The sequence below is a fragment of the Porphyromonadaceae bacterium W3.11 genome (assembly GCA_030434245.1).
Taxonomy (GTDB): domain Bacteria; phylum Bacteroidota; class Bacteroidia; order Bacteroidales; family Porphyromonadaceae; genus Porphyromonas_A.
In genome coordinates this window covers 171,696-188,070 of the sequence record JAUISX010000001.1, presented here as the reverse complement: position 1 = coordinate 188,070, position 16,375 = coordinate 171,696, and the positions used below count along the sequence as shown (strand labels likewise).

Annotated in this window: 11 protein-coding genes; 6 read left to right on the top strand and 5 right to left on the bottom strand. The window is 38.8% G+C overall.

Translation table 11 applies throughout. From position 1 onward, the window contains the following. Positions 1-129: 129 nt before the first annotated feature. The 4 genes from lipB to QYZ87_00685 form a co-directional block, all read right to left on the bottom strand. Positions 130-804 carry a lipoyl(octanoyl) transferase LipB gene (gene lipB, locus QYZ87_00700; protein MDN4753057.1) on the bottom strand — a complete coding sequence of 225 codons (675 nt, stop codon included), beginning with the start codon at positions 802-804 and terminating at the stop codon, positions 130-132. 5 nt (positions 805-809) lie between these two features. Continuing rightward, a complete protein-coding gene (locus tag QYZ87_00695) occupies positions 810-3,932 on the bottom strand; it encodes a PD-(D/E)XK nuclease family protein (protein ID MDN4753056.1) in 3,123 nt (1,040 codons plus the stop codon). A gap of 18 nt (positions 3,933-3,950) precedes the next feature. After that, complete coding sequence (locus QYZ87_00690; protein ID MDN4753055.1) at positions 3,951-5,432, bottom strand: DUF4270 domain-containing protein; 1,482 nt, start codon at positions 5,430-5,432, stop codon at positions 3,951-3,953. Between the two features lie 158 nt (positions 5,433-5,590). Continuing rightward, positions 5,591-6,403, bottom strand: a complete 813-nt coding sequence (locus tag QYZ87_00685) for a glycogen/starch synthase (protein ID MDN4753054.1) — start codon at positions 6,401-6,403, stop codon at positions 5,591-5,593. Positions 6,404-7,129: 726 nt separating this feature from the next. Here QYZ87_00685 and QYZ87_00680 point away from each other — a divergent pair. The 6 genes from QYZ87_00680 to QYZ87_00655 all read left to right on the top strand — a co-directional run bounded on the left by QYZ87_00680 (position 7,130) and on the right by QYZ87_00655 (position 14,522). Next, positions 7,130-8,101, top strand: coding sequence for a YitT family protein (locus QYZ87_00680; GenBank protein MDN4753053.1), 972 nt, complete (start codon positions 7,130-7,132; stop codon positions 8,099-8,101). 56 nt (positions 8,102-8,157) lie between these two features. Then, the gene (locus tag QYZ87_00675) at positions 8,158-9,186 is read left to right on the top strand and encodes a porin (GenBank protein MDN4753052.1); all 1,029 of its coding nucleotides are present in this window, start codon (positions 8,158-8,160) and stop codon (positions 9,184-9,186) included. A gap of 346 nt (positions 9,187-9,532) precedes the next feature. Next, on the top strand, positions 9,533-10,366 hold the full coding sequence (locus QYZ87_00670; protein MDN4753051.1) for an SDR family oxidoreductase: 834 nt from the start codon (positions 9,533-9,535) through the stop codon (positions 10,364-10,366). 564 nt (positions 10,367-10,930) lie between these two features. Further along, a complete protein-coding gene (locus tag QYZ87_00665) occupies positions 10,931-12,247 on the top strand; it encodes an anaerobic C4-dicarboxylate transporter (protein ID MDN4753050.1) in 1,317 nt (438 codons plus the stop codon). Positions 12,248-12,290: 43 nt separating this feature from the next. Beyond that, positions 12,291-13,349: an L-asparaginase 2 gene (ansB, locus tag QYZ87_00660; GenBank protein MDN4753049.1), complete on the top strand. Its 1,059-nt coding sequence runs from the start codon at positions 12,291-12,293 to the stop codon at positions 13,347-13,349. 15 nt (positions 13,350-13,364) lie between these two features. Then, positions 13,365-14,522, top strand: a complete 1,158-nt coding sequence (locus QYZ87_00655; GenBank protein MDN4753048.1) for a porin — start codon at positions 13,365-13,367, stop codon at positions 14,520-14,522. A 611-nt stretch (positions 14,523-15,133) separates the two neighbouring features. Here QYZ87_00655 and QYZ87_00650 read toward each other — a convergent pair. Next, the gene (locus QYZ87_00650; protein MDN4753047.1) at positions 15,134-16,348 is read right to left on the bottom strand and encodes a DNA recombination protein RmuC; all 1,215 of its coding nucleotides are present in this window, start codon (positions 16,346-16,348) and stop codon (positions 15,134-15,136) included. Positions 16,349-16,375 lie beyond the last annotated feature (27 nt).

Here is a 16,375-nt window from a genome sequence, read left to right as displayed (position 1 = left end):
TGGTCTAAGACTTATTGGTCAATATTTGTGCCATTATTTTTCAAAAACCACAATTGTCAGCCATTTATACTGTTTTTTAAGCTTCTTTTTGTGGATCAGTAAGGATATAACATTACTTATACATTGAGCTTATAGCTCTATGTCTCTATCGAATACAGAACTGAAGGCTTTGATAAGCTCCTCCTTAGCTTCGCTCATCGAAATGACTCTCCCAGATTCAATAGATAGGTTGGTTACACCCCGATCAGTGAACCCACAGGGATTGATTATGCTAAAGGCTTTTGGATCTGTACTTACATTAAAGGCTATACCATGCATTGTAACGTATCGGCTTGCTTGAATACCTACAGCACAGAGTTTATTAGTGTCGCCATTATCCTTAGTAATCCATACTCCAGATGCTCCCTTTATTCGACCAGCTCTGACTCCATATTTATCAGCAACTCTGATGGCTACTTCCTCCAGAGCATCCACGTAGTCCCTTATCCCGATTCCTAGCTCCTCAAGGTCGAAGATAGGGTAGATGGTCCACTGTCCAGGACCATGGTAAGTGACGTCTCCTCCTCTTCCTATATTATAGAGCTCAATACCATGTTGATGAAGATATTCTTCGCTGTATAATATATTGTTATGATCGCCGTGCTTTCCCAGAGTGAGAACAGGGTAGTGTTCATTGAATATCAAGTGGTGCTGTACTGGTTCATTACGATGTTTAGCTTCAATAGCCTTATCGAATAGAGCCTTTTGATGTGCCATTGATTCACCATAGTGAATTTTTCCATTGTCAATTAGTTTTATATTCATACTGATCAGTATTTAGTGATTTTAGCGTCAGGACAGATGTCTCTTGCTGGGCAGTAGTTGCATACTCCAGACCTATCAGGATTGGGCGAAAACTCACTATCTGCCTTTGCTATCTTATATAAAATATCATTCATACACTCTTCAAAGGTTTCCTTTATGGAACTATTATTGAAAGTGTCCAATGTGTTGCCGCCTTGAGTCAGTTTGAATTCTGAGCTTTCTTTACTTCTAGGCTTAATCATTAAGGGCTTTAGGGTGGATCCAGGCTTGATGAGAATCTTGCCGTTCATGTCGGAAAGACCATTGTGGTATGTGATTAAGCAGTAATTTAGTAGCTGTACAGCGGCTTTATTGATTCTAGATTTTCCTTCTAAGTCCAGACTCTTTTCGAGATCTAAGTCATAGCTATCGCCCCCTGTTTTGTAGTCAATAATACGATAGACTCCATCAACGTAATCTATTCTATCAATGAAGCCAGTAAGATTGATATTAATAGACTCATCGTTGTTCTCTTGGTTGCAAACTTTGAGTACGGTCCTAATTTCAACTTCTCCGCCAATGTATGTGATTGCGATACCTTGGAGAATCTGTTCGAGATCCATCTGGATTAGATTCTGCACCAATGATAAGGCGGTGTCATAATTGATCTTATTAATCCCATTCACTGGCATTTCTGAGCCACTATTTAATTCTTTATAAGATTGGCGTAGGGCATCCTCAATCGTATAATCTGAGAATGATAGTAGCTTTTGAGTCATCTTTTGGCCAATATACGGTGTGTATAGCCTATTGATGGTATCATGTACTAGGGATCCTAAAGCACTTTCGTCTAGTAAATCATCTAGCTCTTCCACCTCTTTTATGCCCAAGATGGACTTGAAATAAAATTTTCTAGGACACTCAATATAATCGTTGATGCGGGTAGGAGAGATATGCCTATCACCAGCTGATGTGATCGATTCTCTGAATTGTCTTACCGCATTTTGATCAATTACGTACTGATGCTCATTGGATCTATTGGCAAGGATATTGAAGTTGGCCGTCGTCCTCGTTAGATTTGGAATTTTATATACGTACTCTAGCTGTTGGATATATCTAGATGGTTCCCCCCTCGAAGAGCCATCTTTCCTTGAGTCATAGAGTGCTACTACTTTCTTAGCTCTGCTTATAAGACGGAAAAAGTTGTAGGATCTGGTTTGCTCTTGCCATTTGAATGTCGGTAATTCGTGCCCAACGCGTAGCAGATGTGGCATGATGCCCATAACTTTAGTATTGGCAGGTAGAATCCCATCAGTGGCATCTACTATATAGATCGTCTCGAAGTCAAGACCTCTAGTCTCTAGTATCCCCATGATCTGTAACCCGCGAAGTGGTTCACCAGAAAATGGGACCCGTGCATTCTTTAGGAGGCTGGAGAGAATATCATAGAGGGTATTAAAGTTGTATGGAGATTCGATCAGAGTCCCTTTTTGTTTATTCAGATAATAATCTGAGAGTGCCTTCTTCTGCTCCTCTAGTAGATCGATAATGATGCGAAGGACAGCCATGCTTTTTGGCTCTATTTCTACTCCTTCGTCCTCAGGCTCTTCACATGAATCAATCTCTGTCTTTATGCTCTCTTCCTCTTTTGAAAATAAATAGTTGACGATATCTGAGACGTAAGTGAGTAATCCATCTTCCTTTTCAGGGACGTTAAAAAGTAATTTGAGAAGCTGCCTTTCTTCAGGATCAGGATGATTTTCTTCAATCAATTTTTCTAGCCCCTTGTCATCAATGAAGATCAGCTTCTTTTCATTAATGATTTTGGGAAGAGGACTTGATAAGTCAAATATACTATTCGATAAGATTTCACAAACTTCGTCACCTCTCCAGTACTTGTGATTACGATTTTGCCTTATCTTTTGTATCTCAAGCATCCGTAAAAGTGTCCCAACCATTGGGAATTCCTTAATAGAATACCCCATTGTGACATTGGCCAGATTCACTACTGGTTGAGATGAATTTATGCTCTCATTACCACTTTCTAAAAAGAGAGAAGCGTCTAGATTAGCGAGTAGGGGGGACAGTAGGCGTTCATTAGCCAAAACCACAGCTACTTTCATATCTCGTAACTGTTGGCGTCCTTCTTCCGTGCTAGCTAATTTATTTAGTTCTGTACCAATATATGCAGCTTGACCTATCTTGGACGGAACAGCTATGACCTCTAGCTCAGGATAGCTGTCAATTGGATTACGTTTTAGGAATAAGGGGTCGGATTCTGTCGGTTCTGGAAACGAACTAAGATTTTCATTCTTAAATGAGCCTGCCAGCTGTTCAATATCAAATAGACTTGAATCATAGTCCCAGTAAAAGGTGGTCTTACCTGACTTTTTGAAGTGAGAGAGAATTTCTTTCTCTGCTTTGGATAGGGCATTGAGACCTACAAATACGTTATACTTTTCATCAGAGCATAAGTTCAGAGAGCCTGCTTCAATCTTTTCAATGGTATCTCTTATGATCATACCATTATAGGCTAGGTTCTCTTCCCTTAGCTTTGTCTTATAATTCTCGTAAAGGTGGGATAGGGTATTGTAGAAGTCCGAAAAACTCTTATCAAAGGGGGATTCATTTCTCTTGGACTTAATGAATTGCTTAAGTGCATTCAGCTGTTTTTCACTGAGATATTCTGAAGGGGCTGCATCTAAATCTTTGAGGTCTTGTAGATTCCCAAAGATGACTTTATGATCTGCCAATTGGAGATCGAGGTCATTAAAGTCCGTCAATATCTGCTTGCCAAACTGATAAAAAGAATTTAGATCTTGAAACTTATCATCCGAACCATCCTCAGGTGTTGTTCTTGTCTGAGCTTCATTAAGTCCTCTATATACCGTATAGAGGGGATAGATTAAGAACAGTTCATTATTGATACTGTCCTCAACTAAGTGTTGCTTTTTCCTCAAAAACGTGGGCAACGTCGTGACTTCAGGAAGGATTAATAATCCATCCTCGGGGGCTAATTCCTTAAGATAGTGGTGAAAGAACTTCCCAGCTCTTTTATTCTGAAAAAAGAAACGATACCTATAAAGTTCATTCCGTAACTCATCATTACTGATGAATTTTTCGGCCAATGACTTTAAGAACGGTGTCATATACGTCTCAGCTTTTTCCTAGAATGGAGCTCCTACTTTTCTCTCTACTACATATACCTTAATAGTCCGATTTTCTTCATTCGAACGGATTTTAATGGCAGCTGGAAAGACGAGGTTAGATATGCTAGATGTTGTTGATGAACTTCCCTGAGCCTGAGATACTGTTTTGTCTACAGGTACGACCCATAACTTTAGATCTTTACCAACGTTGTCTTTATTTTCAATATGCTTAAGCACAACAGATGAAATGTTCCCAAAGTCAAAGGACATCGATGTTTGGATACTCTTCTGGCTCAAAAAAGCAGTGTATGGTCTTTGGAGATCAGTTAGCTCCCTACTGAAGAATGTTTTGACTGAATCTTCGGGAATAAGTAGAAGGTCTTCAGGTGCTGGAAGAGCATATCTATTGACCTCTCCATTTTCATCCTGACTTGGTTGGTTCTCTCCTAATATTGATAATTGTACTGAATTTAAGATACGTTCATACCCTTCAGGAGCACCCTCTAATAGTTGGCGAATGCCTTCGGTTGGTATTGTTATTTGGGTCAGTACACCGGCAGGTGACTTGATATAGGTATAGTCGGTGTCATTTTCAGCTTTTTTGATTAGCTTTTTAAGGTCTCCATTAGCAAAGCGAGAAAGCTGAGGGACCTCTGAGGTGTGAACTAACTCTTGCGTCTTAGTTACGTTGACAATCTTCTTGCCCGATGGGCTTTCCTTATCTTTTACCTCTTCCTCAATTTGGAAGTAAAAGGTCAATGCTGTACCATAAACACGGATCATGCTACCCACACCAGCAGACGTTGTTAGGTATACTCCTGGGAAAAACTTATCGAAGTTACTCTGGTTGGCGAAGTGTTCGCTATCTGCACGAGTTAGATCATAAATATTCTGTCCAAAGTTTTGATCCAATGGTATCTTAATCGCTTTTATGCTATTGTCCTTGCCAAGTGGTGTCCCTTTCTTAGCTTGAAAGGTTACTTTACCGAGTAAGATGTCCTTATTGGTATATTCAGAAACATCAGTAATCGAATACTTATTAAAGTCCAATGGCTTATTAAGTTGATAAGCTGAAATCTCAATAGGTGCGATAGGGTCACCAGAGTAGCCATTGTAATAAATAGTAATGAATGCTGAGTCAATCTTATTATCAATAGGGGGAAGTGAAAACTTAAACCCTTCTGGACAACGAAATTGGGTTAGATATTCGCACTCAATGCTGCCAAATTCCTTATTTGGGATCGCACCTAGAAATCCGTAGCTGGAGCTAACGTAAATGTTATTGTATGAGGTCCCATTAATATCAGCTCCAGTACTAGACATATCAGCAGAAACTGTTTCGAGATCTATCTTAAAATCTTGGTTTATAGCCCTGCTTTTTGTATAATCAGGCAGATAATCAGCACCAACTGAATTATCAACATTGTCACACGCATTGAAAAGGGTGACAGTACTAGCTGCAAAGACCATCATACAGATGGCATATATCTTATTTCTCATCAAGATTGACTATTTATTTGGTAAAAATGTACGGTAAGGCGTCCTGAGTCGCAATATAATACTATCAGAGACAACCTCGCAAAGTTCCGATTTTTCTCTATAAAATACCACTCTATTAGTAGTTTTATGGAATATTAGTTTTACTTAGTTATTTCAGCTTAATCACTTGCATCAAGCTTCCCATAAAATTCAGCCATTGACTCAATGATCTGCTCATTATTTTGATAGTCAAGGTAGGCAACTCCAGACGTGGTAATAGCATCCATAAGAGACTTGCTAGCATCGGATGTCGCAACAACAATCCCATCAACGTACTTAAGGATGAGCTGTGCTAGCATATCCTTATCCAATTGATTACCATTTAATAATGGGTCTTTAATGCCATCATAAGCCAGTACCTCGGTGAGATTTTCTGCAAATGGGTAAGGTGGTGTTGTGTCGTATGTTGAAAAAACGATTTTTGCTTGGGATAGAGCTGGATCATCCTTAAATAATGTTTTAAGGTATAGAGGAGCCAATCCTGTAAACCATCCTTGACAATGGATGATATCGGGGATCCAGCGAAGTTTTTTTATAGTCTCAAATACCCCTCTAATAAAAAACACCGAACGCTCTACATTGTCATCGTAAAACGTATCGTCCTTAGGATTTTTGAAAACCCCTTTTCTTCCAAAGAAATCTTCATTGTCAATGAAATAAACCTGCATACGCTGGGGCATTAAGCTGGCTACCTTTACGACCAATTGGTGTACTTTATCATTAACAGTAAGATTGACGCCAGATAATCTAATCACTTCATGGAGTTGATTGCGACGCTCGTTGATTGTGCCATAGTTTGGCATAAATGTACGGATGTCATTGCCACGCTCCATAATACCTAGTGGCACCAACTCTGATTCTTTACCTACCTGACTTTCCTCAAGGTATGGATATATCTCTTGGGCTAGGTATAGGACTTTCTTTTTCGACATAAAACAATTCTATCTTATTACTTTTTGCTCCCTAATTTTTTATTTAAGGTTGTGTATAGCTTAAATGTTTGGTTACATATATCTAAATAATTAGGGATACAATACCACATCCAAAGATACAAAAAAATGAGGACTAGTGCAAGGATACGGCACTGTAGATCGTTTTGGACTATATCTCTGCATGAAGTGATTGCAGGTAGTATTCTAATGTGACATGATAGAGTTAGATAAAAGTAGAGAGAGTCATATAGACATTATGAGTCGTAATATATTCTTGTAATAGTACCATTTATACTTTTCAAAACGCATTACGTTTTGAAAAGTATAAAAAAGGTATTTAAATCCTCTGTGGTGTAGAGAGTTAAAAATTTAATCATTGAAAAAAACTTTATTTTAAGCTTCTTTTATTTCAAATCGTTAGTGGATGGCCTGAAAAAGTGGTCTTTTGGCATGGATAGTATCTGTCGTTAAGGATTAAAAGACCTGTCCTTTTGATGTGTAATGTCGTGAAAATCAATCGAATATAATTATTGTGATTTTGTTTTCATGGTGTTGAGAATGTTTTATTTCAAAATGATAACTTATTTGTAGGCTCAAACGAAATATTGTATATTTGCGAGAAATTATAAAAGACCTTATTTTGCTTGATTAAAATTAAGGTTTTTTGGGATAGAGAAGATGTGTGTTGAATACCTTAAAAAATATTATTTATAATCGTTTACTATAATGGAGAACAATCTGAAGCCTAGTAAAAATGCTTTTACTATTGAAAATGCAAAAAAAAGTCTTTTGAAAGTTTTAGCATTACTTAAGACTAAGAAGTTTTGGGTGGAGCTGGTAATCATGACAGTCGGAATGTTTATAGGTGCTATTGGTGTCTATTTCTTTTTATTACCAAGTAAATTAATCGTAGGGTCTATCACTGGATTGTCCATTGTCTTAGCAAAGATTTTCCCTATTATGTCCGTTGGGAGCATGATCTTTCTACTCAACTTTATCTTATTGGTCTTAGCCTTTGTATTGATAGGAAATGAGTTCGGAGCTAAAACCGTTTATACAGCATTGATACTAGGTCCGATGATTGATTTTATCTCTTCAATAGCCCATCTTGAGCAGTCTATATTTGCTATTGAAGTGGCAGGAGAAACGATTCTCAATCCGTGGTTTGACTTGCTATGCTTCGTGGTTATTCTAAGTGCATCGCAGAGTGTCCTATTCAGCATTAACGCCTCAACTGGAGGGTTAGATATCTTAGCTAAGATCATTAATAAGTACACTGGTATTAATATCGGAACTGCTGTGACCGTAGCTGGAGGGTTGATTTGCTGTACTGCATTTGCTATTAATGACGTCAACTTAGTTTTGATCGGCTTAATTGGAACCTGGCTTAACGGAATCATTTTGAATAATTTTATGTCTGGAATGAGTTCCAAGACTCGAGTCTTTATTATCTCTAAAGAATACCAAAAGATACAAGATTTTGTTATCCACAAGATAGGACGAGGAGTGACACTTCATGAAATTATTGGTGGCTATACTAATGAGAAAAGTGTGCAGTTGGAGATCTTGTTAGCACGTGATGAGTTTGGTAAGTTGATGGAGTTTTTGGGAAAGAATAAGATTCCTTCATTCGTTACTACAGACTCTGTAAATGAGGTTTATGGCTTGTGGAATAAAAAGACCAAGATAAGAGTCTGAGGCTAGTAAATATCTAATTGTCAAGAGGATAAATCATAATGTAATTTTGATAGACCATGAAAAAGAGGATATTGATTTTATTTATATTATTGTGGGGGAGTGCTCGTCTGATGGCACAGGAGAGTATGCCGATGACTATTTCGGTAGAGGCAAGAGGTGATTTTCAGCATACTTTATTGGATAAGGAGGTCATAGGAGCAGAAAGTGGCTTCAAAGGGAACATTCTCAACCTGATTATGAAGGGGGAGCTTACTTCTAAGTTTTCGTATGCCTATCGACAACGCTTCAATGCTATTAATAGAGATGCAGCATTCTTTGATTCTGTAGATTGGCTCTTCTTGAATTATCATCCAGTACAAAATCTTAAGTTGACACTAGGGAAAATGCCTGTCTTTGTAGGTGGATGGGAGTTGGACTTAGCTCCTATTGATTGCTTTTTCCTGTCTTCTTTTTGCTACCACTTCCCTTGTTATGAATGGGGGGTAAGTGTTGATTATGCTACAACTTCAGGTAATGACAACATTACCCTTCAGCTCTGTCAAAGCCCTTTTCAGGTAGGATATTCAAGGGTTGCTGGAGCTACGACAAATATGTATGCATACAATCTTATTTGGCATGGACACCATGGTTTCTTTGCTCCTATTTGGTCCGTTAATATGATGGAATATGCACCTAATAAGTACATTAACTATATCTCTCTTGGTAATAGATTTTACTTAAGTGATAGGGTGCAGATGGACTTGGAGTTCATGAATCGTGCTGCAGCTGGCCAAACCTTTATAGGAAAGGATTACACTTTTGTCGGACAGGTCTCTTATCAACCAATCGATAAGCTAAATCTCTATGCTAAGGGGACCTATGACGTTAATCGTACAGATTCAGATGCCGACCTCTGTGTCCTAAAGGGAACTGAAATTACTAGGCTGGGAGGTGGTTTTGAATACTTCCCACTAAGTGATAAGAGTGTACGAATACATGGCCATTATTCATATTCCTTTGGTACTAATACTCAGCCAGATGCTTACGTGAGAGATAAATTTTCAATGTTCGACATTGGTGTGACTTGGAGGGTGAAAGTCATGTGATACATCACATCACTAGACAATACTCGGTTTGATATTAAAAAGCCACATTAAAAAAGGATAGCCAAAACCGGCTATCCTTTTTTAATTGTTGTCTCCACAGATTATCGGCTATTATGCTTCTTGATGGTAATTCTCTTTCTTCATTTTAGTATATAGGTAGAATGTTTTTAAGGCAAATGTAGAATGGGTAGAAGGTAGAAGAACATTTTTCCGATGTATAAAATGGAATATGCTTTTCTAAGACTCTTCATTCAGATTGTGCATTTAGGGGTCACGAATGAATATAAATTAATTGGTATATTTGTTTGTTACAAGATTTTTGAATCATAATTAAGTGATAATAAATATGTCATACGGTTTATTGAAAGGAAAAAGGGGGATTATTTTTGGAGCTCTTAATGAGCAGTCTATCGCTTGGAAGGTAGCTGAAAAGTGTGTAGAAGAGGGTGCAACTATAGCCCTGACTAATACTCCTGTAGCCATCAGGATGGGGACTCTGAATGAGTTAGCGAAGAAGACTGGTGCAGCTGTTATACCTGCTGATGCTACTTCAGTTGATGACCTAAAGGTGGTTTTTGAAGAGAGTATGAAAGCCCTTGGAGGAAAGATTGACTTTGTGCTTCACTCAATTGGAATGAGTCCTAATGTACGTAAGGGAATACCTTATGATGACACTAATTATTCCAATATGACCAAGACGCTGGACATCTCTGCTATTTCTTTTCATAAAATGTTATCAGTTGCCAAGAAGTTAGATGCTATTGCTGAGGGAGGATCTGTAGTGGCTCTAACCTATATTGCTGCTCAGCGTAGCTTTGTTGGCTACAATGATATGGCAGATGCTAAGTCTCTATTAGAGTCCATTACACGTAACTTTGGTTTGATTTATGGTAAAGAGAAAGGCGTGCGAATCAATACTGTTTCTCAGTCGCCTACAGTGACAACTGCTGGTAGTGGCGTAGATGGTATGATGATGTTACGTCACTTTGCTGAGAAAGTAGCACCTCTAGGAAATGCAGATGCTAATGATTGTGCTGATTACTGTGTTACTCTCTTTAGCGATCTTACTCGTAAGGTCACAATGCAAAATCTCTTTAATGATGGTGGATTTTCTACTACTGGAATGAGTGCTACAGCTCTAGAGCAATACGTTAAGGGTGGTGTAGATGATATTGATTAAGAGAGCATAGAGAATTATATCTCATAACATATTAATAAAGCGGTCGGATATTATATAATTCCGACCGCTTTATTTGTATGTCATGAATCAGGAAAAATACTGGATTCTTCTAATGTGTGCTCTACTGAAGAAATAGAAGATATTAGGAAATACATAAAGACCTGTTTATGATTAAATCATTCATTATCATTTAATTGCGATAAATTAAAACCTACCTTATATCATAGCAAATACATTAGTTTTATCTGTGAGATGATTTCTCTATCTAGTTTAATCGTGTTATTGCTAAGAAGGCTATTGATTAAAGAGTAAAAATGAAGAATTACAGAGTAGCGTCTTTCTTGTAATGAGGTCTTGAAAATTCTCATACAATATCACATGTCCAGGTATAGAAACCTTAAGTCTGATTGTCTTAATTCTGCACAAGAACAGACTTATTGCTATTATTTAGCTTTCTCTTCGGCTACATAATTACTTTGTTATTACATAAGAGTTTCATTAAATTGTCGTACATTTGCGGGTACAAAACAAAATCAATGTGTTTACTTAAAGAGTGTACTCTATATGTTATTACAACTTTTATTTGTTCTTCTAGCAATTATCATTGGAGCTCGCCTTGGTGGTATTGGACTCGGTGTCATGGGAGGAGCGGGATTAGCGATCCTCACTTTTGGTTTCGGGTTGATGCCTACCTCTCCTCCTATCGATGTGATGCTCATGATTGCTGCCGTTATCTCAGCTGTAGCCTCTATGCAAGCTGCAGGCGGTCTTGATTACATGGTGGGAGTAGCGGAGCGTTTTCTACGTAAGCATCCTGCACAGATCACTATTTTTGCACCTTTTGTGTGCTATATCTTTACTTTCCTTGCAGGAACTGGGCACGTTGCTTATTCACTCCTGCCCGTGATTGCAGAGGTTGCTAAGGAGACAAAGGTAAGACCTGAACGCCCGTTAGGGATATCAGTGATTGCTTCACAACAGGCTATTACAGCAAGCCCTATTTCAGCTGCAACAGTAGCATTATTAAGTCTCCTAGCTGGCTTTAACATCACACTCTTTGACATCCTTAAAATCAGTATCCCTGCCACACTTATCGGAGTGCTTGTAGGAGCTCTATCTAGCATGAAGGTTGGTAAGGAGCTTGTTGATGATCCAGAGTATCAAAGACGCTTAAAAGAAGGCTTGGTTTCTGAGTCTAGCCTACCTAAGGATGGCGAAGCTGTTACATTTGGCTGGAAGCCCAAGTTTAGTGTCATTGTATTCCTTCTCGCTACAGTGCTGATCGTACTATTTGGCTCCATTTCATCACTTAAGCCGACTTTCAATATCGATGGCGAGACTATAGCTATGGGTATGCCAGCCATCATTGAGATCTTAATGCTCACAGCAGCAGCTCTCATTCTACTAGTCACAAAGACTGACGGTATTAAGGCCGCAAGAGGAAATGTCTTTGTGGCTGGCATGCAAGCTGTTATTGCTATATTTGGTATCGCCTGGATGGGGGACACCTTTATCCAAGGCAATCTAGATGTATTTATCACTACATTACAGGAAATGGTACAGAGTATGCCGTGGTTATTTGGGGTAGCTCTATTTGTGATGTCGATCTTACTATTTAGCCAAGCTGCCACTGTTAGAGCGATTATGCCTCTTGGTATAGCTTTAGGCCTCAGTCCTATGTACTTAATAGCTCTTTTCCCAGCAGTGAATGGCTATTTCTTTATTCCCAATTATCCTACCGTTGTTGCAGCTATCAACTTTGACAGTACAGGGACGACAAGGATAGGAAAATACGTTCTAAATCACTCCTTCATGATTCCTGGTATCGTCGCTACGATGACAGCTATTGTCATGGGGATGCTAATGATACAGATATTCTAGACTATATGAAGTAGTATTATTTAACTTATTAAATGATTACAATATGAAACTTTTTAATCGAATCTCATTACTCTGCTTAGTGGCATGCTTGTCACTTACAGCAATGGCTCAGAAGCCACGTTTACACATTCTTGCTACTGGTGGTACTATCGCAGGTGCAGGCGTATCAGCCACAACCTCTAACTACACCGCTGGTCAGCTAGCTATTGGTACACTTCTTGACGCCGTACCACAGATCAATGACCTTGCAGAGGTTACTGGAGAGCAGATTGTCAATATCGGCTCACAAGACATGTCTGACGAGGTCTGGCTAACACTTGCTCATAGGATTAATGAGCTCTTTGACAATGATGAGACAGATGCTGTCGTTATCACTCATGGAACAGATACCATGGAGGAAACAGCATTTTTCCTTAGCCTCACTATTCGCCAGCCTAAGCCCGTTGTTCTTGTAGGATCAATGCGCTCTTCTACAGCTATGAGTGCTGATGGCCCACTCAATCTCTACAATGCCGCTGTTACAGCATGTTCTCCAGAAAGTGCTGGTAGAGGCGTTTTGGTCGTGATGAATGGACAGATCCTCGATGCTGCGACAATCACAAAGACACACACTCTTGATGTGGCAACTTTCAAGGCTCTCAATGCTGGTCCTATCGGATATGTGTATAATAGAGAAGCTCATTATGTTATGAATAGCGGGCTACCAAAGGCAGAGCAGCGTATCGTCTTTGACGTAAGCAACGCTACAACCCTTCCTAAGGTAGGCATTGTATACTCATACTCTAATGTAGAGGCTGATATGGTTGAGCCTATGCTAGAGAATGGCTACCAAGGTATTGTACACGCTGGTGTGGGTAACGGTAACATCCACAAAAACTTATTTCCAGTACTTCAGAAAGCACGCCAGAATAATATCTTAGTAGTACGTAGCTCACGCCTTCCATCAGGACCTACTACACTAGATAATGAGGTCGATGACAATGCGAACCAGTTTGTAGCATCACAGACGCTCAATCCACAAAAGGCTCGTATCCTATTGCAGCTTGCTATTCTATCGGGTGCAGACTGGCAAAAAACACAAGAGTATTTCAATCTATTCTAATCTTTTATGTCAATCATGAAGAAAACCTTTAGAATCATTACGGCTACGGCTCTCATCCTACTTGGAGCCCATACAGTAATGGCACAGCAAGAGCACTACACTAATGAGAAGAGCCTTGCAGAAAGAGTAGGACTGATAGAGCAGAAGCAAGATCGCTTTAATCTCTACCTCAATAGTAATATGTCTGCTGACTTCTTATTTAATAACGATGGATTTGACCATGGTAACTTTAATGGTCGCCAGCTACGCATTGAAGCGAGAGGTAACGTGACAGACTGGCTTTCATTTAGATGGAGACAGAGGATCAATAGAGGCAATTCAGGTAATGGTCACATTGATAACTTACCAACCTCCATTGATATAGCAGGGATAGGATTACAGATGAGCGATCGCTGGTCACTCTTTCTTGGTAAGCAATGTGCTGCCTACGGAGGTATTGAATTTGACCTCAACCCTATTGAGATCTATGAGTATAGCAATATGATTGAGTACATGAGTAACTTCCTTACCGGGGTGAATATTGCTTATCAAGTTGCTCCTGGGCAACAGCTCCAGTTCCAAATACTTAATGGTCGCAATGGTGCTTTTGAGGATACTTATTCGCAACTTGACGGTATCAGAGAAGTTAAGCTTCCATGGGTATACACTTTTAACTGGAATGGTACCATCGCACCTTTCTGGAGCACTAGATGGTCTTACTCTATTATGAATCAAGCCAAAGACGATAATCGCAGTTACAATATGCATTATTTCGCGCTAGGTAACCAATTTAACTTCGGTAAATTCGGTGGATTCTTCGATGCTATGTACTCTAATGAAGGGCTCAATCGTAAGTTTATCATTGACAGCTCCAAAAATGTTGAGTACCTTTCTCTTGTTCTTAAGATGAATTATCGCATCGATCCTAATTGGAACGTATTCCTCAAAGGGATGTACGAGACAGCAGGTGCAGCAAATTCTGAAGATGATAATAAGTCCACTTTCTTTAAGTACGATACTCAGATGACCAGCTACGGTTATTTTGCTGGGCTTGAGTACTATCCTTTCCAGGACGATGGCCTTCATTTCTTCCTTACCTATGTAGGGCGTACCCATGATATAAATGGGCTAGATAAGAATGTTAATACTCATCGTCTTTCACTAGGATTTATTTATCAACTTCCTCTATTCTGATTCTCTAGCTCATAGCTAGGATGCATCGGATGCATACAAGACAGTCCCATACAGTGATCACTGTATGGGACTGCTTTATAATGGAGCTGGGACGTTGATATATTTATCTTACTCTTGATAAAAGCGTATCTTTTTAGTCTTACTTCTGTTTATGCATAATTCTCAAAAACTATTATTCCTAAATATGTGTGCTGATTAATAAATATATTTCTAGTAAAATAATTAGTAACAAAGGCTAACGGCTTGTGCTTCTTAGAAGTAAGCTAGATTACTTTTTCTGTTTTCTCAACAATCGTTGCAAGGGTGTATTAGAATCGTTTAGAATACCTGCTTGCGTACCGTACGGTACGGTATTCATTTTAAGTGCTATATATAGTTCATGTTACCTAAATATTGCCACCCTTTTCTATGATTTACTTAAGCGTATTAATGATGTCAATCATTCAAGAATTAATGCTTAACTATAGCTTTTGTTAATATATTCAGAAAGGTTCGAAATATGCTTTAATGACTTAAATATGCTCTGAGATATTCTCAAATTAACCTAGGCATTCTCGCCTGGATTGATTACAGCTAAGAGGCTGTGCTTAGATTGATTCTTCTGCAGTCTCTTATTCTATCATTGGTAGCCCATCATTTTCGTTATCGATTAGAAGATCTGGTAGTTTTTTATTGTTTTGTAATTTAATTCCAGCCTCCTTAATTCTCTTAGCAGAGACAAGTATGCTTTGCTGTCCTCTCATTTTTTTATCTGCATTCTCGTAGGCCTTTTTTGCTTGCTCTAGGCTGAGCTCGATTTTTTCAAAATCATCAAAGAAATTCGCAAGTCTATTTAGAAGGTGCTGAGCATTTCTAACGATTTCCTCCATATTTCGTTCCTGTTTGGTTTGAGTCCAAAGATCCTTAATAACCCATAGGATAGGCATGATACTTTGGGTACTAGAGAGGAATATTCCTTGCTTTGTGGCTTCTTGGTAAAGCTTTGAATCATTTTCGAGTGCCAGTTGGAGTGCTCCTGGGATAGGGACAAACATGATGACAAAGTCAGGCGTGCTGAATTCTTTATCCATATGTTTATAGTATTTCTTATCTGCCAACTCCTTAACGTGCTGTCTCACACTATTTATATGACTTTTCAGGAATGCACTTTTTGAGGTCTCATCTTCAGCTGCGTGGTAATCGGAGTACGCATTAAGTGATACTTTTGCATCAATGATGACGACTCTACTATCTGGTAGCCTTATCACAAAGTCAGGGTATAGAGTCCTATTTTGATCATCCTTAATAGTCTTTTGAGCTTCGTAATGAATATACTCCTCTAGTCCTTCACTCTGTAGTAAGGTTTCGAGAATCGTTTCTCCCCAATTACCTTGTATCTTGCTCTTCATTCGTAGAGCATTAGAGAGATCATCAGCTTTATTCCCAATCATAGTGGTGTGATTCACGAGGCTATTTATTTGCTCCCTGAGTGAACCGATCCTCTCAGCCCCTTTTTCGTTATTATCCTTAAGGCTTTTCTCCATTTTCTCAATGGTTTCTTTCAGGGGGTTGATAATTCCATTCATTGAAGTGCTGTTGCTCCTTGATAGTTCTTCAGCTCTTTGCTTTGTTATTTTCTCTGACAAGGATTCGAACTGAGCTTCCATTGTTTTCATTTGTAGGTTGAAAGAGTCTTTATGCATCTCTAGCAAACGGGTACTCTGTGCTTTTTGTTCTTCAAGTCGTTCTTTGAATTGGAGCTCTGCATTGGATAGCTCTTGGATTTGAATCTTCTCACGTTCCTTAAGAGTTATCACTTCTTTTTCTAGCTCTCGTTTTTTATCCAATTGTATTGAAATCCTTCTGCGATATCT

Bases quoted from the DNA above. Each gene is read 5' to 3' on its own strand.
- QYZ87_00680 (MDN4753053.1), top strand. From the start codon at position 7,130: ATGGAGAACAATCTGAAGCCTAGTAAAAATGCTTTTACTATTGAAAAT.
- QYZ87_00665 (MDN4753050.1), top strand. From the start codon at position 10,931: ATGTTATTACAACTTTTATTTGTTCTTCTAGCAATTATCATTGGAGCT.
- lipB (MDN4753057.1), bottom strand. From the start codon at position 804: ATGAATATAAAACTAATTGACAATGGAAAAATTCACTATGGTGAATCA.
- QYZ87_00670 (MDN4753051.1), top strand. From the start codon at position 9,533: ATGTCATACGGTTTATTGAAAGGAAAAAGGGGGATTATTTTTGGAGCT.
- QYZ87_00685 (MDN4753054.1), bottom strand. From the start codon at position 6,403: ATGTCGAAAAAGAAAGTCCTATACCTAGCCCAAGAGATATATCCATAC.
- QYZ87_00695 (MDN4753056.1), bottom strand. From the start codon at position 3,932: ATGACACCGTTCTTAAAGTCATTGGCCGAAAAATTCATCAGTAATGAT.
- QYZ87_00655 (MDN4753048.1), top strand. From the start codon at position 13,365: ATGAAGAAAACCTTTAGAATCATTACGGCTACGGCTCTCATCCTACTT.
- QYZ87_00675 (MDN4753052.1), top strand. From the start codon at position 8,158: ATGAAAAAGAGGATATTGATTTTATTTATATTATTGTGGGGGAGTGCT.
- QYZ87_00690 (MDN4753055.1), bottom strand. From the start codon at position 5,432: ATGAGAAATAAGATATATGCCATCTGTATGATGGTCTTTGCAGCTAGT.
- ansB (MDN4753049.1), top strand. From the start codon at position 12,291: ATGAAACTTTTTAATCGAATCTCATTACTCTGCTTAGTGGCATGCTTG.